This window comes from Butyrivibrio proteoclasticus P6B7, from assembly GCF_000622085.1.
GTDB classification, from domain to species: Bacteria; Bacillota; Clostridia; order Lachnospirales; family Lachnospiraceae; genus Butyrivibrio; species Butyrivibrio proteoclasticus_A.
The window spans coordinates 38,033-57,312 of the sequence record NZ_JHWL01000004.1 but is presented as its reverse complement, the minus strand read 5'-3'; the positions used below and the strand labels follow the sequence as shown (position 1 = coordinate 57,312).

Annotated in this window: 17 protein-coding genes; 1 reads left to right on the top strand and 16 read right to left on the bottom strand. The window is 42.7% G+C overall.

Annotated features, from left to right (window positions below; genetic code table 11):
• Positions 1-44: 44 nt before the first annotated feature.
• The 7 genes from T541_RS0104950 to T541_RS21060 all read right to left on the bottom strand — a co-directional run bounded on the left by T541_RS0104950 (position 45) and on the right by T541_RS21060 (position 9,201).
• Positions 45-1,382: an MATE family efflux transporter gene (locus T541_RS0104950; RefSeq protein WP_026651644.1), complete on the bottom strand. Its 1,338-nt coding sequence runs from the start codon at positions 1,380-1,382 to the stop codon at positions 45-47.
• A 68-nt stretch (positions 1,383-1,450) separates the two neighbouring features.
• Entirely contained in the window at positions 1,451-3,220 is a 1,770-nt protein-coding gene (gene argS, locus T541_RS0104945) for an arginine--tRNA ligase (protein ID WP_026651643.1), read from the bottom strand.
• 60 nt (positions 3,221-3,280) lie between these two features.
• Positions 3,281-3,769: a hypothetical protein gene (locus T541_RS0104940; protein WP_155839463.1), complete on the bottom strand. Its 489-nt coding sequence runs from the start codon at positions 3,767-3,769 to the stop codon at positions 3,281-3,283.
• Positions 3,770-3,789: 20 nt separating this feature from the next.
• Positions 3,790-5,286, bottom strand: a complete 1,497-nt coding sequence (locus tag T541_RS0104935) for a carboxypeptidase M32 (protein ID WP_026651641.1) — start codon at positions 5,284-5,286, stop codon at positions 3,790-3,792.
• A 20-nt stretch (positions 5,287-5,306) separates the two neighbouring features.
• Positions 5,307-7,067 carry an alpha-galactosidase gene (locus T541_RS0104930; RefSeq protein ID WP_026651640.1) on the bottom strand — a complete coding sequence of 587 codons (1,761 nt, stop codon included), beginning with the start codon at positions 7,065-7,067 and terminating at the stop codon, positions 5,307-5,309.
• Positions 7,048-7,728: an epoxyqueuosine reductase QueH gene (locus T541_RS0104925; protein ID WP_026651639.1), complete on the bottom strand. Its 681-nt coding sequence runs from the start codon at positions 7,726-7,728 to the stop codon at positions 7,048-7,050. The genes T541_RS0104930 and T541_RS0104925 overlap by 20 nt, the downstream gene beginning before the upstream one ends.
• A gap of 9 nt (positions 7,729-7,737) precedes the next feature.
• A complete protein-coding gene (locus T541_RS21060; RefSeq protein ID WP_026651638.1) occupies positions 7,738-9,201 on the bottom strand; it encodes a shikimate kinase in 1,464 nt (487 codons plus the stop codon).
• A gap of 231 nt (positions 9,202-9,432) precedes the next feature.
• Between T541_RS21060 and T541_RS0104915 the strand changes: the two genes are divergently transcribed.
• A complete protein-coding gene (locus tag T541_RS0104915; protein WP_026651637.1) occupies positions 9,433-9,861 on the top strand; it encodes a hypothetical protein in 429 nt (142 codons plus the stop codon).
• Positions 9,862-9,958: 97 nt separating this feature from the next.
• On the opposite strand, the gene T541_RS0104910 is transcribed toward T541_RS0104915, so the two are convergent.
• From T541_RS0104910 to T541_RS0104870, 9 genes are all read right to left on the bottom strand, one after another.
• Entirely contained in the window at positions 9,959-10,714 is a 756-nt protein-coding gene (locus tag T541_RS0104910) for an ABC transporter ATP-binding protein (protein WP_026651636.1), read from the bottom strand.
• Between the two features lie 12 nt (positions 10,715-10,726).
• Positions 10,727-11,521 carry an ABC transporter ATP-binding protein gene (locus T541_RS18850; RefSeq protein ID WP_051538095.1) on the bottom strand — a complete coding sequence of 265 codons (795 nt, stop codon included), beginning with the start codon at positions 11,519-11,521 and terminating at the stop codon, positions 10,727-10,729.
• Positions 11,512-12,327, bottom strand: coding sequence for an ABC transporter permease (locus T541_RS0104900; RefSeq protein WP_026651635.1), 816 nt, complete (start codon positions 12,325-12,327; stop codon positions 11,512-11,514). The genes T541_RS18850 and T541_RS0104900 overlap by 10 nt, the downstream gene beginning before the upstream one ends.
• Positions 12,327-13,271, bottom strand: a complete 945-nt coding sequence (locus T541_RS0104895) for an ABC transporter permease (protein WP_026651634.1) — start codon at positions 13,269-13,271, stop codon at positions 12,327-12,329. Before T541_RS0104895 ends, T541_RS0104900 begins: the two co-directional genes overlap by 1 nt.
• A gap of 78 nt (positions 13,272-13,349) precedes the next feature.
• On the bottom strand, positions 13,350-14,954 hold the full coding sequence (locus T541_RS0104890) for an ABC transporter substrate-binding protein (protein WP_026651632.1): 1,605 nt from the start codon (positions 14,952-14,954) through the stop codon (positions 13,350-13,352).
• A gap of 199 nt (positions 14,955-15,153) precedes the next feature.
• Positions 15,154-15,666, bottom strand: coding sequence for a transcriptional regulator NrdR (gene nrdR / locus T541_RS0104885; protein WP_026651631.1), 513 nt, complete (start codon positions 15,664-15,666; stop codon positions 15,154-15,156).
• A 233-nt stretch (positions 15,667-15,899) separates the two neighbouring features.
• On the bottom strand, positions 15,900-17,138 hold the full coding sequence (gene ftsZ, locus T541_RS0104880) for a cell division protein FtsZ (RefSeq protein WP_026651630.1): 1,239 nt from the start codon (positions 17,136-17,138) through the stop codon (positions 15,900-15,902).
• Between the two features lie 111 nt (positions 17,139-17,249).
• Entirely contained in the window at positions 17,250-18,077 is an 828-nt protein-coding gene (locus T541_RS0104875) for a cell division protein FtsQ/DivIB (RefSeq protein ID WP_051538094.1), read from the bottom strand.
• A 31-nt stretch (positions 18,078-18,108) separates the two neighbouring features.
• Positions 18,109-19,257, bottom strand: a complete 1,149-nt coding sequence (locus T541_RS0104870) for an FtsW/RodA/SpoVE family cell cycle protein (protein WP_026651628.1) — start codon at positions 19,255-19,257, stop codon at positions 18,109-18,111.
• Positions 19,258-19,280 lie beyond the last annotated feature (23 nt).

Here is a 19,280-nt window from a genome sequence, read left to right as displayed (position 1 = left end):
CTTAAATAAGTCTAAAAAAAGAATAATAAAACAGTTACTGAGGTTTATACCACCTTGTGTATCCACTTCATACCCTTGAATCTAATAGTAAAGACGATGCCTCTGATTCCCCAGTCCGCAAACATTCCTATCCACACGCCCATAGGTCCCATTCCCACAACTCTGATAAGGTATGTAGAAAGAGATACTCTGCAAAGCCACATGGTAAGCGTAGCCACAAGCATAGAGAACTTAACATCCCCGGCTGCTCTCATGGCATAAGGTGTAACAAAGGATGTAGGCCACAGGATAGGCTTAACTATGGTAATCCACAGAAGCATATGAAGACAAAGGCTGGCTGCTTCCGGACTCATGCCCGCAAGAGTCGTAACAGGGCCTGAAATCGCAAAGGCAAAGAGACAGCTGGCCAAAATAGCGATGTAGCCCCAGCCTATCATCTTCTTGGTGTAGTAAACCGCTTCATCCTTTCTGCCTGCTCCAAGACACTGTCCAACTATGGTCATAAGGCCTATTCCAACACCTATACCTGCCACGCCGTTGACGTTCTCAAAGATCGTGGTCATGGACTGGGCCGCAATGGCCGCAGTTGTAAGGGTTGATACTGAGGACTGGATCGCAAGTTTACCAAACTGGAACATGGAGTTCTCGATTCCATTTGGAATACCCATGGCAAGGATTGTCCTTATCTTACTAAAGTCAGGTCTGATCTGCAGATAATCCCTGACAGGAATAAGCCTGTCTTTTCTTCTTAGAAGGAACAAAAGAACTACAGCTGAGAAAATCCTGGAAAGCATTGTAGCAAGGGCTGCTCCCAAAACTCCAAGGCCAAAGCCCCAGATTAAAAGGGCATTTCCTGCAACGTTAAGGATGTTGGAAACAATGGCTACGTTCATAGGAAGCTTAGTATTGGACTGAGCCCTGAATATGGCGCTGGCTGCAGCGGATAAGGCTATTCCAGGATATGAGATTATGGTTAAAAGAAAATAGATACCAGCCACGTCCATGACATCCTTTTCTACCTGTCCAAAGATCAGGTGAAGAAGGGGCATTCTCACGGATAAGCATATGGTCATAATAACAACTGATATAAAAAAAGATACCAGTGCCACTTGCTTAGCGGCCTCTTTTGCTCTAAAAATATCTTTTTGTCCAATGTAGGTGGAACAAATGATGACACCACCGGTGGCAAGGGCATTAAAGGCCTGGATCACCAGGTTATTAATGGAATCCACCAGGGTTACTCCTGAAAGGGCGGCCTCTCCCACGTTACTAACCATCATGGAGTCGGCCATTCCCATAAGAGAATTCAGAAACTGTTCAGCTATAATAGGAATCAGCAACAGGAGCAGTTTCCTGTTGCTGAACATGTGCTTTTCATTCATTGTTATATCCTTAGGACGGCAAAAGAATGGTGTGTATGTTGCTTCGGATAAATAACTAACCACTTATCTTACATACGCTCTGGTGCGTCGAAGCCCAGAAGGTCGATGCCGGTCTGTAATACTTTGAGAGTGATTGCGATTAACGCAATGTAACTTTCCTTCTTGACAGGGTCTTCTTCTGCGAGAATCTTTGTACCGTGATAAAAACTATTTAATGCGTTACTTAAATCGTAGATGTATGCACAGATTCTGTTTGGTGAAAGGTCCTTAGCGGCGCCTTCTACGCTGTCTGCGAATCTTGTAAGGAGAAGCATAAGTGCCTTCATAGCGTCGCTATCAGGGTTACCAAGCTTAGCTTCCTTAACGTTACCACCCTCTGCCTCAAACTTCTTGAGGATAGACTTGATACGAACCATAGTATAAAGGATGTATGGGCCTGTATCTCCCTCAAAGGATGTGAATTTATCAATATCAAAGATGTAGTCCTTAGATGGCTGGTTGGAAAGGTCACCATACTTAAGAGCTGAAAGAGCGATCTTGTGAGATGTGTCCTTAGCTTCCTCTTCGCTGATATCAGGATTGCCTTCCTTGATTCTGTTGTACATCTTATCGTCGATCTCAGCGATAAGGTTCTCAAGACGCATTACTCCGCCTTCTCTTGTCTTAAATGGCTTACCGTCGCTGCCATTCATTGTACCAAAGCCTACGAAATGAAGCTCTGTCTCAGGCATAACAAGCTTGGTCTTACGAGCACAGCGGAATACCTGTGTGAAATAAAGCTCCTGTCTCTTATCTACTACGTAGATGATGCCCTCTGGGTGCATCTCTTCCATACGCTGCTTGATAGTAGCAAGGTCTGTTGTGTTATAAAGTGAAGCTCCGTCTGACTTAAGAATCATGCATGGAGGAACTTCCTTGGTATCTGTCTCCTCTGCAACGTCTACAACAAGGGCTCCCTGGCTCTCATGAGCATAGCCATGGCTCTTCATATACTCAACCATGCCTGGAATTGTCTCGTGAGCATCAGACTCACCCTTCCAGAGGTCGAAATCTACATTGAGCTTCTTATAGTTCTTTTTAAGATCCTCTACTGATACGTTAAGGATATGGTGCCAAAGAGCTCTGTAAGGCTTATAACCATCCTGTAAAAGCTTGGTTGCCTCCATAGCCTTTGCCTTGAAGTCCTCGTCCTCCTTGGACTTCTTGCTGGCCTCAGGATAAATCTCCTCAAGCTCAGATACTGTAAATGGAGCCTCCTTAGGATAAGCTCCTGTGTAATCAGGATCAAAGTAGCAAAGATCCGGCTTTCTCTCCTTAAGTCCTGTGATAACAAGACCCATCTGAAGTCCCCAGTCTCCAAGGTGAACATCACCGATTACCTTGTTTCCTGTATATTTAAGGATTCTCTTGATACTCTCGCCAATAACAGCTGAACGAAGGTGTCCAACGTGAAGTGGCTTAGCTACGTTAGGTCCGCCGTAGTCAATTACATATGTAGGCTCGTGACCTGGCATAGTAACTCCCATGTGCTTCTCGTGGAGCATTCTGATGATATAGCTTCTAGCAAAATCACCGCTTACTACGATATTGAGAAATCCCGGCTTAACTGACTCAACCTTCTCAAACATCTCATTACCAGCAAGCCTTGCTGCCACATCATCTGCAATCATAAATGGAGCCTTGCCATACTTCTTGGCACCAGCCATAGCACCGTTACACTGATATTCGCAAAGGTCAGGTCTGTTAGATATAGTAACCCTTCCCAGCTCGCGGTCATAGCCAGCTGCCTCAAAAGCATCTCCTACTTCTTTAGATATTAGCTCAAGTACCTTTTCCAAAATAAAACCCTCTTTCTATAAATTAAAAAGTCTAACCGATTTTACCAAAATAAGTTATTTCTAGCAACCAGGTTCTTTAATGCCGTATTTACGGAACTGTTGCATCAGGAATATAGGCATACAGATAAAATCAATGATATGCCCTATGACGAAACACACCGCAAAAGTGATCACAAAGACCTTGATAAAAGAAATAGCTCCAAGTCCGCCTGTCTTCTTAATTGCCATGGCATAGGCAACTCCCACCGATGTAAAGGTCAGGATCGGTGTATGAATACAGCCAGATACAAGACCTGATACATATTTCCACATAAAGGATCCTGGAACAAGCTTAAGCTTCATGCAGGCATCTATCTGGAACTTGCCTATTGGAAAGAAATATCCAATAACAAAAGTAATAGCCAAACAGATCAAAAGACTTACAATATATCCAACAACAGTAAAATAGCCTGTTGCCAGATTCCCAACCAAACAAAGAATAACACTCATTATCGTTCCCATGCGAAACGTCATGGCACGACTTATCTTCTGAAATAATTCTTCATTCATACACTCTTCCCCAAAACAGATTAAAGATTATATACCTTAGTATACTTCTCCTTAAAATACCTGATAAGTGGCGCAGCTGAAAGCTTCTGTCCACATACCTCCTCCAAAACCTCTGAAGAGGTTCTTGTTGAACCATACTGATGAATATTGACCTTAAGCCATTCTGATATCTTGGCAATCTCCCCGTTTGCCAGAATATCATCGATTGATCCAAGCTCTTTTTCCATAGCCTCTAAGAACATTCCGTCATAGATGCTGCCAAGAAGATAAGATGGGAAATATCCAAAGCTTCCATCTGACCAGTGCATATCCTGAAGGATACCCTCGGCATCATTGGATGGTCTGATGTGTAAAAGTTCTTCCATCTTGTCATCCCAAAGCTTTGGAAGATCCTTAACCTCTACCTCTCCGTTAAAGAGCTTTCTCTCAATCTCATATCTAAGTATAACATGAAGGCAATAGGTAAGCTCATCTGCCTCTGTTCTTATAAAGCTGTTCTGAACATGGTTGATCTCTCTTACAAACTCTTCCAGTGTCACAGAAGAAAGCTCAGGAACAATCTCAAGAACCTTAGGCCAGATTGGCTTCCAGAAATTGATGTTCCTACCCAAAATGTTCTCGTAGAACCTACTCTGACTTTCGTGAAGTCCCATTAGGTTTATCGTTCCACCTGAGGTACCGCTTAGCTTTGAATCCACATGCTGTTCAAAGAGAGCATGTCCACCTTCGTGGATGGCACTAAAGATAGGCTGGATAACATCGTTCTCATGATAGTGATTGGTGATACGGATATCATCACTGTTCATGTTAGTTGTAAATGGGTGCTCAGATTCTGACTGGGCAAATCTGTCCATATCCATTCCCATGTACTCCACAAGGAACTTGCAAAGCTCTGCCTGCTTGTGAGCTGGGATAGTCATTGTAAACTTGCTGTGATCAGGCTGTGGCTTCTCTAAGATCTTCTCAAGAAGTGGCACAAGCTCTTCTCGTAGCTCACCAAATACTCTGTCGATCTCAGCAGCTGTCATACCTTTCTCATAATCATCGATGAGAGAATCGTACACTTCCTTGTCAGGATTCTGGATCTTCTGCATTTTCTTTACAGCCTCGATGGTGTCTGTAAGAGGCTTCTCATAAAGACTAAAGTCGCTGGCCCTCTTAGCCTTTGGCCATGCAATAGATGAAGTTGTGATTGTCTTTATATATTCCTGGTAGAAGTCAGTTGGAACTCTTCTTGACTTCTCAAGATCCTCTCTGTAAGTCTTGATGTCGAACTTCATAACATCATCAAGCTTATCGAACTCTTCCTTCTCAGAAAGAGCTGTAACCAGCTCAAAAAGCTCATCACTGGTAATAAGTTCGAAACACTTTGTTGAAAAATAAGTAATGGCGTCAGAAAGCTTTTCCTTTGCTCCCTCTGGAGTAATTGTCTCCATATCCCAGTTCATCAAAGCTGTTGCGTGTTTAAGGTAGTTTATCTCCTTTTCTATCTCTTTAAATCTCTCAAGCTTATCCATTTAAACACCTCTCTTTATATTTATTCTGGTGTCACAAGAATTGTTACGTTGTCACACCCTTTTAGTCCCTTTACTTCGAACACACCGCTATCACTGGTGCTCTCCTTACCTGTCCACAGATCTTTTACCCTGTAAAAAGAGCTATCTCTTACTTTATCACCAAGAAATGCCTTGATCTCTGGGACAGATATTGAATAACAGTTGTTATCATCCTCAAGGCTTACGTTAATAAAACTGATGGCAAAGCTGCCGTTCTTAAGTGGCTTAACCAGAATATCAACTCTGTTAATGTCCTTGATGTATTCCTTGTCAGGGCACTCTGTTGCAAGGCTTGAAAATACTCTCTTAGACTGGATTCCCAGTTCATCCTGATTAAGAGCGATCAAATCCTTATTGGCAATGATATTGTAGATCTCATCGCCCTTTTCCACTCTTCTAAGGTCCAATCCCAGCATAAGTGGTGAATTCATCATGCACCACATGGTCATATGAGTTCTGTACTGGGTCATACTAAGGCCATTCATGCCAACAACCAGCATATCAGGATCATTCCAGCCCTTTGAAAGGCCTGCAAATTCATCCATAATGACAGCCTTGTTGTACTGTGCAGTTATATTAGGGGTATAGTCTCCAACCCATTCGCATGCTCCAGGATCCCCGTCACTTCCTACTCTGAAGCTAATGTCGTTAAGGATCCTCCAGCTATCGCAGACCTTATATGCCCAGTTCTGCGGCTGATTTTTTCCCCATTCACATGCAGAGTGAATTATATCATGGTCAGGATTAATTTTATATAGTTCTTTAAGAAGCTTTGCATAGGAATTTAGCGGATTTTCCTGTCTTCTGTGATTCATGAGTCTGATACTGTTTACGCCCTTTTTAAGGCTCACTGTAACTGTACTCACCTGAAGGTCAGTACTGTCCTCATCTCCAAGAATCTCATCATATGGGTAGCTCCTGCTTCCATCCGGGGAGATAACGCCCACAGATAGCCAGCTTCCCTGCTCAGGCTCCTTGCCATTTATATGGCTAATTAAAAGAGAATACTCTCCATCCTCTGGTACATCTACGTCAAACCTAAGCTCGCCGCTCATATCCCCCACGGGAGTGTTCTCTGGGCCTGTTCCATCAAAGGTTCCGATTCCCTTAAAGAATACAGTTCCATCAATGTCGCAAGTCTTGACGCCAACGCCTGTAGCTACAATATTTCTGCCACACTCAAAGGTCTGTGACAGCTCTTTTACCTCTACCTTGGAAATTGCGGGAGCATAGGAAAACTTAGCATTTGTCCCGTCAGAAAAGGTGGCGTTGTCAAAAGGATAGTAACAGTTGTCCACCTTAAGAAAATCAACTCCCCACTCTATATAGCTTTCAGCATCCTCTTTTTCATGGTCACAGGTTCCAACTGCTGCTCCAGCGCAGAGATTGGTTCCTATGTCGTTGTACATACCGAATTTAAGGCCCTTTCCATGGATATAATCAGAAAGAGCTTTGAAGCCGCTTGGAAATTTAACCTCCTCATTGGAGAGCTTGCCCTCCACTCTGTTTTCCTTGTAGCATCCATCGTCCAGGATAATAAATTCATATCCAAGGTCCTTAAGGCCAAGTTCTACAAATCTGTCAGCCATTACCTTGGTAAGTGCCTCTGTATTTCCGCTTCCAAAAGCATTCCAGCTGTTCCAGCCCATAGCAGGCAAATGATTTTTCTTTTTGCTGCTGATGACCTCCCCGTTGTTAAAGCTGTCAAACCTGCCTTCGGTTTCAATTCTGTCTGGTCTCATAAGTCGTTTCCCCGTTTTTTGTTTTATTTCTTTCAGCCTTTGAAAAGCTGCAGCCACAGTAGTCCTGTCTGTAAAGGCCATACTCCTTGGACAGTTCTATGGACCGTTTGTAGCCGTTTTTCTTTTTAAAATCTGATGGAAGGAAGGTCGCCCTTGAATTAACTGCATCCTGTGCCTGCTCTCCCACTTCATTGAGCACATCAGCGTTCTTAAGTGGGCTGATAGTCAGGGTTGTTGTAAAGAACTCAAATCCCTCCTGCACAGCTATCCTTGCTGTCTCAAATAGTCTTAGCTCAAAGCATTTCCTACAGCGCTCTCCGCCTTCCTTGCAATCTTCAAGGCCTTTGGCTGCGTCATAGAACTCTTTGGGTTCATAATTTCCTTCAATTATCTGAATCTCCCGCTCTGTACCCTGTCTGTTCTTGTTGTACTCACCTATCAGGCGCTTTTCCTCTTCAACCCTCTTTTGATACTCTCTTTCCTCAGTAATGTTGGGATTGTAGAAAAAAACTGTCACATCAAAGAAGTTCCTCAAAAACTCAAGACAGTAGGAAGAACAAGGGGCACAGCAGGCATGCAAAAGAAGCCTTGGGTATATGCCCTGCTTTTGAAATTCCTCTATTTTGTTGTCCAGCTCTTTTGCATAATTTCTTTTATTCATAATTCCTGCTTATTCTTTAAATTCAAGGCCCAGGCCCTTGATGATCTCAATTGCTATATCCTCAGGGTCCTTGCCATCTGTATCTACGATAAGGTCAGCTGCCTCTTCATAGATGCTTCCGCGCTTAGACAGTAGCTCTTTTATCTTACCCATAGGGTCGTCCCCGGCAAGAAGCGGCCTTGTGGTGTCATCCTTAACTCTCTCATAGACAGTCTCTGGCTTGGTTCTAAGGTAAACCACCTTGCCAAGTTCCTTAAGAAGGTGCCTGTTGACTTCTCTCATTGGAAGTCCGCCTCCAAGAGAAAGAACCATGCCTCTGGTGTTATCTTCCACAAGGTAACTTATCAGGTTAGTCTCACATTCCCTGAACTCCTCTTCTCCATATCTTTCAAAGATATCATTGATACTGATCTCCGCCATATCCTCTATAGCCTTGTCCGTATCCATAAGCTCCATCATAAGCATATCTGAAAGCATTCTTGAAACTGTGGTCTTGCCACTTCCCATAAAGCCCTCAAGAATGATATTGCCTGCGTCGTTAACCTCCCTCACAAGGCTTTCGTAGACTTCATCTATCTGATCCTTAGTTATCTTGATGCCATTTCCTTCGCCGTCCTCATTCCACAGCTCAAAGGCTTCAATTCCCTGGTACAGGAGCATCTTAAGGCCTGAAAAGGTTTTGGCACCTGCTTCCTTTGCAAGCTCAAGGAACTTGGTCTCAAGAGGTCTGTAAACCAGATCAAGACCTGCACTTAAATGGCTGTAGAAAGCCTTGTCCTCGATAACTGCGCTGTTCACATCAGGGAAAAGACCTACTGATGTACACTGGATTGCAAAGAACTTATCCTCTTTTTCCAAAAGCTCTTTATAATCAGACAGCGCCATGGCTTCAAGCTCAGTCTCCATGTCAAAGATCTCTGATGGCTTATCTGTATCACCATCTGCTGATGCGGCGTTTCTCACTTCTTCCACCACATCAAGAGCCTTCTCATAGGTTCTGTTAAGGACGTAAACCTTCCTTGCGTGGGCCTGGGTGCACAGGTAAGCCACTGGGCGGGCAACTCCCCCTGCTCCAAGAATCACAACGGTCTCTCCCTCCAGCTCAATGCCTTCATCCCTCATAGCTCGAAGAAGTCCTGACATATCTGTATTGTAGCCCTTAAAGCCTCCAGTAGAAGTCCTTACAAGGGTATTAACTGCGCCAATTCCCTCTGCCAGTGGATCAATCTCCTCAAGGAAAGGGATAACATCGCTTTTATAGGGAACGGTCACATTAAGGCCCTGAATATTAAGAGCCTCTGCTCCCTTAATAGCATCTCCAATCTTGCCCTCTGCTACTTCAAAGGGAACGTACACAAGATTAGTGCCTGTCATTCTGGCCAGGCTGTTATGTATAAGTGGCGACATGGTATGCTTAACCGGATTACCAATCAGTCCATAGGTGCTGGTGTTTCCATCGGTATAATTCTGCATAGTTTCCTCCCCAAATAAGCCTTTTCATCAATTTTACCCACATTTGACCGTAACATCAACGGGAAAACCTAAAATATTTTAGTTTTCTTATCCCCCGTCTCCAATTTCTTAAAAAAGTCTTAAATCTTCAGTGTTTACGGGGTTTGGTACATATTTTTAGTATAATTAATTTAAGTAATTGTTGTCCTTGTCCGATATAAATATTGAATGATATGGAAAGGAGGCAACGCTATGGCATATAACAAGATTGGCGGTTATCAGGCAGGCTTACATGCGTACGACATTCCCTCCATCAAGGACAAACAACAGGTTAATGTACCAGACCCTAACATCAATACATCGGTAGACCCACAGGTCCTTGATCAGAAAGAACAGGAACAGGAAAAAGAACTTTCATTAGACGTTACTCCTTTACCCCAAAGGGAAAACGCTTCTATAGAGAATATAGCAATAAGCTTTGGACAGTATGACCAGACCTCCATCGACCTTTATGGAGAAAGAGGCCTTGCTTCCGGCGATATGCAGAAGGCAATAAGTGGAATGCAGAAGGATCACATCCTCCACGAGTATCAGTACTTCGTAGGTGGAAAGGATCTTACAGGAAAAGAAAACAGCAGAATCATTGCAGGTACAGAGGATGGTGTAGCTATCCGCCTGTAAAAAGAGATTTCTAAAGAAAATAAACGGTGGTCACCCTATAAGAGTGATCACCATATTTTTATTAATCATATCATCAGATCCGCAGCATGCGCACTGATTAAGCTCTGATACCGGCAGCATTAAGAAGCTCCTTGGTGTAATCAGCCTGTGGATTCCTATATACATCATCAGTCTTACCCTTCTCCACAACGCAGCCATCCTTCATGATCATGACATAATCGCTGATGTGATAGACCACACGAAGGTCATGGGAAATGAAGATAATTGAGATGCCATGCTTCTTGTGAAGGTTCTGCAAAAGAGCCATGATCTGAGCCTGAATAGTTACATCCAGGGCAGAAACCGGTTCATCTGCAATAAGAAGCTTAGGAGATCTCATAAGTGCAATACCTATGCAGACTCTCTGGCGCTGACCTCCGGAAAGCTGTGATGGGTAGCGCTCCAGCATGCTAAGGGGAAGCTCGATCTCTTCCATAATCTCCTCAACCCTCTTTTTGCGCTCCTCTTCAGTCCACTTTCTGGTCTTATCCACACGAAGTGGCTCCTCCAGTAGCCATCCTATCTTCTTGGCAGGATTAAGGGAACTGTAGGGATCCTGGAAAACCATCTGAGGTCTGTCATATTTCTGATAGATCTCACCTGTATAATCCTTGTTAATGCCCACAATAGCCCTTGCAAGGGTAGACTTACCACAGCCTGATTCTCCGGCAATAGCAAGAACCTGGCCCTCCTCCATCTCAAAGGATACACCCTTAAGAGCCTGTATTTTTTTATCTGCTTTTGAAAAGAGCTTACGATCCCTGTTCTTGTAGAAAACATTGAGATTACTTACTCTAAGTACTGTTTCACCCATATTATTACCACTTTACAACTCAATCTTAGGAATGGCCGCGATCAGTTTCTTGGTATACTGATGTCTTGGCTTCCTGAATACCTCAGCAGTACTGCCACTTTCCACAATATTGCCCTGCTGCATTACGATAACCCTCTCACAGAGCTGACTTACAAGGCTAAGATCGTGGGAAATAAAGATAATTGATGTTCCTCTCTCCCTATTGATCTTTTTAAGAAGCTCCACGATCTGGGCCTGAACTGTAACATCAAGGGCTGTAGTAGGCTCGTCAGCTATGAGAATCTTGGGGTTTCCAATCATAGCAGCTGCTATCATAACCCTTTGTCTCATTCCGCCGGAAAGCTCATGAGGGTACATCTTGTAGACCTTCTCAGCATTTTCAAGGCCCACAGCCTTAAGCATCTCTATAGCTCTTTTCTTCCGCTCTTCCTTTTTGATCTCCTTGTGATGGATAAAAAGAGCTTCCTCCACCTGCCAACCTATGTTCTTAACAGGATTAAGGCTTGTCATTGGCTCCTGGAAGATAATGGAGATCTCATCTCCCTGGAAGGAACGAAGAGTCTTTCTGTCGCAGGTAAGAAGGTCAACCCCTTCGAACATGATCCTACCTGTCTTCTTAATGGCATGTCTGTTCAAAAGACCTGCAATAGCCAGGGCGCTCATACTCTTACCTGAGCCGGATTCTCCAACAATTCCAACAATCTCGCCCTTCCCCAGCATGAGATCAAAGTCCTCTACTGCTGTCTCAGGAAGATCATGGTCATGAAATTCAATATGAAGGTCGGTTACATCAAGGATTACTTCCATCTTCTGATTCCCTCCCCTAAAAATGCGAAGCCCAGCACCATAAGAACAATGATAATACCAGGTCCTAAAACATAGCTTGGACTCTTAGTCATATACTGCTGTGAATCTGAAAGCATTCTTCCAAGGCTGGCGTATGGAGGCTGTGAACCAACACCCAGATAGCTAAGTCCCGCCTCAGCAAGAACAGCATTATTAAAGCCAATAAGTATTGAAGAAGCCATAACTCCCTTAATGTTAGGAAGTATATGCACAAAAATCATCCTAATGTCTGAAACACCCTGAAGTCTTGCGTTCTCCACATAGTCCATGTTCTTGCACCTAAGAACCTCGCCTCTAACGATTCTGGCAAAGCTTGGTACAAAGGCAATTCCAAGAGATACAAGAAGCTGAACCCAGCCTATTCCATAGACACTGACAATAACAAGAGCAAGAAGAATACTTGGAAAGGCAAAAAGAGCATCTATTACTCTCATGGTGATTTCATCAAGCATACCACCATAGTAGCCTGTGATAGCTCCAATTATGGTTCCAACACCGGCTCCAATAATAATGGTACCAATTGCGATCATAAGGGTCACACGACTTCCGTACATAACACGGCTAAAGATATCCCTACCCATGTTATCAGTGCCCATAAGGTGTCTAAGTGAAGCTCCCTGAAGCTTTTCTGCAGCATTCATCTTAGTAGGCTCATAGGGCATCCAGAAAAAGCCCACAATGATCATAAGCAGAATAAGTCCTGTGATTATTCCGCCTGCAACAAGATATGGATCTTTTAATATCTTTTTCCAATTATTGTTCTTCATTACTCATCTATCCTTATTCTTGGATCTATAACACAATAAACAATGTCAACCAAGAGATTTATCACAATTACTATAGTGGCAATACCCATAATAATGGTCTGTACAACAGGGTAATCTCTGTTGCTGATACTGTTAATAAGTACTGTGCTGACTCCAGGTACATCAAATACCTTCTCAACAACGATACTTCCTGCCACCATATCTGCAAGAACCATTCCAAGGAAGGTTATAACAGGGATCATGGCGTTCTTAAGAACATGTCTGTAAAGAACTTCATTGGTCCTGTTACCTCTACTGTAGGCTGTTCTTGTATAATCTTTTCCCGCTTCATCAAGTACGCTGCCCCTAAGCATCTTAACTGTCATTGCAATCTTAGGAAGGGCCAGAGCAACTGCCGGGAACAACAAATACCAAAGAAATCCAGGGACATTGTCCTTGTAAGATACATATCCCTTTGGAGCAAAGAGCCTTATGACTCCTGCAAAAATCATAGAAATAAGAATTCCTGAAAAGAAAGGTGGAATCGCCATAATGATCTGGTTAGTGACGCTGATCACTCTGTCGATAACTCCATTTTCATGTTTAGCTGTAAAAATACCCAGTGGAATAGAAACCACAACAGTAATAAGAAAGGCCATGATACCAAGAATAATGGTATTAGGTATCTTGCCTGCGATAAGCCACATAACAGGCTTATTATAGCTATAGGAGGTACCAAAATCCCCCTTAACAAAAGCAGATATCCATCTGTAATATCTAACAACAAGTGGGTCATTAAGGCCCATTTCTTCCCTTACCTGGGCAACAAGCTCAGGGGAAGCCTCCATACCAAGCTTTTTAAGGGCTGGATCTCCGGGAATAACAGAAAAAGCGAGGAACACACAAAATGAGACCACCACCAAAGTTATTATTGTCATAAAAAACTTCTTAATGATATATCTCATCCGTGTTTCCTCGCTTATCAAATTCATAATATGATCAGTAAATCTAAAACATATTCATCTGATCAAATCGAAGGCACATTACTGTGCAGGTCTGATCTTAGCAATATCCTGAACATAAAGAGGATAGAAAACATATCCTGTGAACTTCTTGTTCAGAACAACGTACTCAGGCATATCCTGAATATATACGCTGGCTGCCTCGTTAGCAAGAATTGTCTCGCACTCTTTGTAGTACTTGGTCTTCTCTGCATCATCGTTAGTAGCCTGTGCACTAGCATAAGCTGCATCATAATCAGCGCTTGAGAAGTTAACAAAGTTCTTGCTGCTATCAGATACATATCTTGAAAGCATAGCAGATGCTGCAAGTGTTGTAGCGTCTACACCTACTACTGTAGCTTCAAACTGTCTTCCAGTATAAACATCATCAACCCATGAATTCCACTCGATCTCCTGGATATTGGCTGTAACACCGATCTCCTTGAGCTCCTCAGAAATAACCTGAGCTGTGTCAACGTGCTGAGTATAGTTAGATGGAACTGTGATAGTAAACTCAAATCCATCTGGATAACCAGCCTCTGCTAAAAGATCCTTAGCTTTCTGTACATCTGGATTATAAACATCGTTAAGCTCTTCCATGTAGTACTTAGTGAAAGCTGGGTACATAGCACTTCCTACCTCTACGCCTGCTCCATCAGATACGAAATCCATGATCTCCTGAGGATTGATAGCGTAGCAAAGTGCCTGACGAACTCTGACGTCATTGAAAGGCTCAACAGCGTTGTTGAGGTAAAGAGCCTGTACAAGGTTCATTGTTCCCTCATAAACATCAAACTGATCTGAAAGCTGGCTTACCTGTGTGCTTGTAAGTCTTGCCATCATATCAATAGTACCATTTTCAAGGTCACTTACGATTCTGTTTGAATCAGACTCGATCTTGAATACAACGTCCTGGATGTATGCCTTCTCACCCCAGTACTCGTCGAATCTTGTAACAACAAAATTCTCCATTGGAGAGTTAGATACATACTTGTATGGACCTGTACCAATTGGGTTAGTATCTGGGTTCTCATTAGCTGCTGGAATAATAGCAACTGTAAGCTGTGTAAGGAAATCAGAATCTGCTTCCTTAAGAACAACCTCTACGTGAGAATCATCAACTACATTTACACTGTCAACTTTGGAAAACTGTTTGATAAGTGGTTCACCGCTGTCAGCACCTCTAACGCGGTCTAAAGAATATTTAATATCCTCTACTGTAACTAAACTTCCATCATGGAACTTGATTCCATCTCTAAGTGTGAAAGTGTAAACTGTGCTATCATCTGAAATTGTGTAGTCACTGGCTACAGCAGGGTTAAGATTACCGTTCTCATCGGCTTTAACAAGTCCCTCAAAGATATTAAAGAGAACCTCTCTTGTTCCAGCCCCTTCTGCGTAGTGGGGGTCCAGAGCGTCGATATCCTGTGGGATGCCTACGATAAGCTTGGAAAGATCTTCCGAACTAGCAGCATTTGAATCAGCTGAGCTGGTCACTGCTTCAGTGCTAGCTCCTGTGCTTTCGCTACCATTTGCGGAATCCCCTGCCTTGTCACTTGAGCATCCGCTCAATGCAACAGTCAGTGCAGTTAACACAACCATCAGAAGTGAGCAGCCTCTCTTTCTACCTAAACTTCTTCTCATCATGTTAAAATCTTCCTCCTTATGAAATTGTAAAACGCTGTACATGATATAAACAGCAGATGTGACACTTTGTTCGTATCACATTGTCAAATATAAGGCCTTGATAATTAAATGTCAAGGAAAAACCCCTGCTCTTTTTTGAGCAGGGGCCTGATTTCTAATTAAAAGAACTAATTATATTGAAATATCATATGCAAGATCATTATTCCTTTTTAAGAAGAGGTGTGTTCTTATCGGTGGTATCTGTAATTGTGCCTTCTGCCTCTTTCTTAAGTACGCTCTTAAGCTCGTCCATAAAGGTATTAACATCCTTAAACTCGCGATATACTGACGCAAATCTAACATAGGCAACAGGATCTAAGTTCTTCATCTTATCCATAACTATCTCACCGATAGCACGGCTAGGAATTTCCTTCTGCTCCATGTTAAACACTTCAGTCTCAACAGCATCAACGATCTTGGTGATCTGCTCAGCACTGACTGGTCTCTTATGGCAAGCTCTGAACACGCCAGCTTCAATCTTGGCTCTGTCGTATGGTTCACGAACATCGCCCTTCTTTATGACAATAAGTGGAATGGTCTCTACCTTCTCATATGTAGTAAATCTCTTTCCGCAGGAATCACATACTCTACGTCTTCTAATGGATGTATTCTCATCTGCAGGTCTTGAATCAATAACTCTGGTGTCATCTTTACCGCAAAATGGGCATTTCATGTAGTTACCTCCGTTTTATCATAATGACATGTCCACTGTATATAGTATAAAAAACTAAATCACTCCACAAACTATTGTATCACTATCTTTCAAGTTTTTCTACACTTAATATCGATTATTTTAAAACTTATAACTGTTTCTTGCTGGTAACCATGGGCATTTCACCTAAAAAGGCAACGAAAAAGCCCCACACCACCTGTGGTGTAGGGCTTTGCATACTCAATTATTGTCGATTACTTCCTCTGAAGGAAATCAGGTATCTTCAAAGACTTAGGCTCAACAGTACTCTTGATCTCTGATGGTCTGTTGAGTGTAAGATTTGGAGCTGGTCTTGTAGCTGCGCTAATACTTGGTGTGTCTGCTCCAATGATTGGTGTTACAGCCTGCTGAATTGGTGTAACAGGTGTAACTGGTGTCATAGCTGGCTGTGGCACTGATACATGTACTGGACCTGCCTGTGCTACCTGCTGTGGCTGTGCTGCGGCTGGCTTAGGTGCTGTAGCTGCTGCAACTGTATTAACCTTATCATCAATTCCTGTTGCAATAACTGTAATTGTGCAGGAATCTGTCTTGTTCTCATCATACATAGCACCGAAGATGATGTTAACATCATTTCCAGCAAGCTGACGAACATACTCAGAAGCATCTGATGCATCTGTAAGAGTGATATCACCAGAGATATTGATGATAACATTAGATGCGCCATTGATCTTAGTCTCAAGAAGCGGAGACTCAACAGCCATCTTAACAGCATCAGTAGCCTTGTCATCGCCCTTACCAGTACCGATACCGATATGAGCAATTCCTCTATCCTTCATAACAGTCTGAACATCAGCGAAATCAAGATTGATTACTGCAGGAACATTGATAAGATCAGTGATTCCCTGTACAGCCTGCTGAAGGACTTCATCAGCCTTCTTAAGAGCATCTGGCATTGTTGTACGTCTGTCAACAATCTGCAGAAGCTTATCATTAGGGATAACAATAAGTGTATCCACATTAGTCTTAATATTCTGTATACCAAGCATAGCGTTCTGCATACGAACACGCGCTTCAAAACTGAAAGGCTTAGTAACTACGCCTACAGTAAGTATACCCATTTCCTTGGCGAGCTTAGCTACAACAGGAGCAGCACCAGTACCAGTTCCGCCACCCATACCACAGGTAACGAATACCATATCAGCGCCCTTAAGTGCAGCAGAAATCTCCTCTGCGCTCTCCTCTGCGGCCTTCTGGCCAATCTCTGGCTTAGCTCCGGCACCAAGACCCTTGGTGAGCTTCTCTCCGATCTGCAAAAGCTTAGGCGCTTTGCAAAGCTGAAGAGCCTGTTTATCAGTGTTAATACCGATAAACTCAACGCCAGTAATATTCTCATCTACCATTCTATTTACAGCATTATTACCTGCACCGCCAACCCCGACGACAATAATTTTGCATGCAGATTCAGCATCGTTTGACTTTATCTCCAGCAAGACAACTCCTCCTTCATAAACCTCATAGACTCCTAATAGCTATGATACGATTTTTTTTTGCAATTATCAACCTGTTTTTTTCAATAAAATTTTCGATTTTACGAAGACAATTTACTGCTTTTTCTCTTCGAACGTGACATTTTTTGTGCCTTCGTCGTAGTCCTTCATCTCCAGAATTCCATTTTTTCCTTCCAGATTTGGAAGGATGTACTGAAGCTGAATTATCTTTTCGTCAATGTATTCCTCTTTTCCAAGGCTTACCTCCACACCCCCAAAGTAAAGATAAACATTGTAATCACTGTCGAAGAAAATCCTATCAGCCTTCAGATTGTACTTGGATAAAAGATGCGTAATATCGAGAATTTCCGCAAAAACTGTCTCGTTTTCAACAGGAAGTTTTTCATGAATTATTACGTGATCAAACTCAAGACCCAAAACCTCAGGAACATTGTCCGACTTCTCGTAGGAGCTCTCCACCACGATTCCGTCCCTGTCAAAGTACATATATCTGCCAAGATAAGTGATATACCCGGCTATAGCCTTCTCATAGACATTGATCCTGATGGTATCCGGAGAAAGTATGTCCACATCCATCTTCTGGATAAAAGGCACCCCTTCAATACTCTTATTTCTGTACTTAAGCGACAGAAAAAGTGAGTTGTGGCTCAGCTTCCCATCCAGCACCATTTCAATGATCTCATCATTGGTGTAATGGGTATTTCCTGAAACATATATGTTGGTAACAGTGTAATTATCATAGATATACTTAAAGAAAATGCCTGCTCCCAGGAGAACTGCGATAATAATCCCGGCAATGATATACAGGCTCCTCTTATATTTAAAAGAATTCAAAAAAGCTTCAAGTGGATGAAACTCAAATTCCTCGTATTCTCTTTTCCTTCGGGCCACAGGGCGCCTACGTTTCTTCTTCCTAACCATATTTCCATCCACATTGATTTATTTTAGCTCTTTACTTACCTATATTCCTGGCCACATTAAGGGCAATGCCAATCTCCGCCAACTGAACAATAACCGCAGAACCACCATAACTGATAAATGGCAGAGTAATACCGGTATTAGGAATTGTATTAGTAACAACTGCTATGTTAAGAATAACCTGAATAGCAATATGTCCCATAACTCCTATTACCAAAAGAGCTCCAAACATATCCGGTGCGTTATTGGCAATGATCATAAGTCTCCAGATGAGAAGAATGAACATCAGCATAACAGCAATAGCTCCAAAAAGTCCCAGCTCTTCGCAGATAATAGAGAAGATCATATCGTTCTGAGCCTCAGGAATAAAGCCCATCTTCTGCATACTCTCACCAAGGCCCTTACCAAAGACACCTCCGGAACCAATAGCATAAAGAGCCTGCAATGTCTGGAAACCCTTACCACTGGCGTGGGCATTAGGATCAAGCCAGGCAAGAACTCGCTCAAATCGGTAGTTCATACCACTTGTCTGCTCTGAGGATGCAATAAGAATAACCACCACAGCAGCCAGTCCAAGCACTGCCACCGCTGCCAGGATATATCTCTTATAGCCTGGTGTAGAAACAAACAGCATAACCATGGCGATTCCCACAATGATAATGGCAGAACTAAGATTCTTGGAAATCTTATATACAAGTCCAGCCTGAATCAGAGCTGATCCAAGGGTTACACCAAATCCTCTCGGGTTGAGAAGGTTCTTTTTAAGCTGAATGATAAGAGTTGCGGTAAAGATAATAACCGCCACCTTAACGACCTCCGCAGGCTGAATGGAAATACCCTTGATAACGATCCATCGTCTGGCACCGTTGACCTTTTTACCAAATGGAATCAGCAAAAAGAGAAGGGTTGCCGCGAAAACATACACCGGAATGGCGAATTTCTGTAATATCCTATAGGGAAAATAAGACATAAACACCATGACACCAAGCCCAAGAAGGGTTGGTATCAGCTGGTGCTTGAAATAATAGGCAGAATCTCCAAAGTCGAGATTAGCCTCATAAGAACTAGTGGAATAGAGCATAATAAGACCAAAGGCCAAAAGAAACAGTGTGATAAAGATCAAACTGTAATCAATATATGATTCTTCTCTTTCTCTGTGTAAAGCCTTAATCCTATCTAACATACCCCTTCAATACCTTTCCTGCA

What these genes read in the sequence shown, in the direction of transcription:
- T541_RS0104890 (WP_026651632.1), bottom strand. Translation starts at nt 14,954, where the DNA reads ATGATGAGAAGAAGTTTAGGTAGAAAGAGAGGCTGCTCACTTCTGATG.
- T541_RS0104875 (WP_051538094.1), bottom strand. Translation starts at nt 18,077, where the DNA reads ATGGTTAGGAAGAAGAAACGTAGGCGCCCTGTGGCCCGAAGGAAAAGA.
- nrdR (WP_026651631.1), bottom strand. Translation starts at nt 15,666, where the DNA reads ATGAAATGCCCATTTTGCGGTAAAGATGACACCAGAGTTATTGATTCA.
- T541_RS0104900 (WP_026651635.1), bottom strand. Translation starts at nt 12,327, where the DNA reads ATGAAGAACAATAATTGGAAAAAGATATTAAAAGATCCATATCTTGTT.
- T541_RS0104895 (WP_026651634.1), bottom strand. Translation starts at nt 13,271, where the DNA reads ATGAGATATATCATTAAGAAGTTTTTTATGACAATAATAACTTTGGTG.
- T541_RS21060 (WP_026651638.1), bottom strand. Translation starts at nt 9,201, where the DNA reads ATGCAGAATTATACCGATGGAAACACCAGCACCTATGGACTGATTGGT.
- T541_RS18850 (WP_051538095.1), bottom strand. Translation starts at nt 11,521, where the DNA reads ATGGAAGTAATCCTTGATGTAACCGACCTTCATATTGAATTTCATGAC.
- T541_RS0104940 (WP_155839463.1), bottom strand. Translation starts at nt 3,769, where the DNA reads ATGAATGAAGAATTATTTCAGAAGATAAGTCGTGCCATGACGTTTCGC.
- T541_RS0104935 (WP_026651641.1), bottom strand. Translation starts at nt 5,286, where the DNA reads ATGGATAAGCTTGAGAGATTTAAAGAGATAGAAAAGGAGATAAACTAC.
- T541_RS0104925 (WP_026651639.1), bottom strand. Translation starts at nt 7,728, where the DNA reads ATGAATAAAAGAAATTATGCAAAAGAGCTGGACAACAAAATAGAGGAA.
- T541_RS0104915 (WP_026651637.1), top strand. Translation starts at nt 9,433, where the DNA reads ATGGCATATAACAAGATTGGCGGTTATCAGGCAGGCTTACATGCGTAC.
- T541_RS0104950 (WP_026651644.1), bottom strand. Translation starts at nt 1,382, where the DNA reads ATGAATGAAAAGCACATGTTCAGCAACAGGAAACTGCTCCTGTTGCTG.
- T541_RS0104910 (WP_026651636.1), bottom strand. Translation starts at nt 10,714, where the DNA reads ATGGGTGAAACAGTACTTAGAGTAAGTAATCTCAATGTTTTCTACAAG.
- T541_RS0104930 (WP_026651640.1), bottom strand. Translation starts at nt 7,067, where the DNA reads ATGAGACCAGACAGAATTGAAACCGAAGGCAGGTTTGACAGCTTTAAC.
- T541_RS0104870 (WP_026651628.1), bottom strand. Translation starts at nt 19,257, where the DNA reads ATGTTAGATAGGATTAAGGCTTTACACAGAGAAAGAGAAGAATCATAT.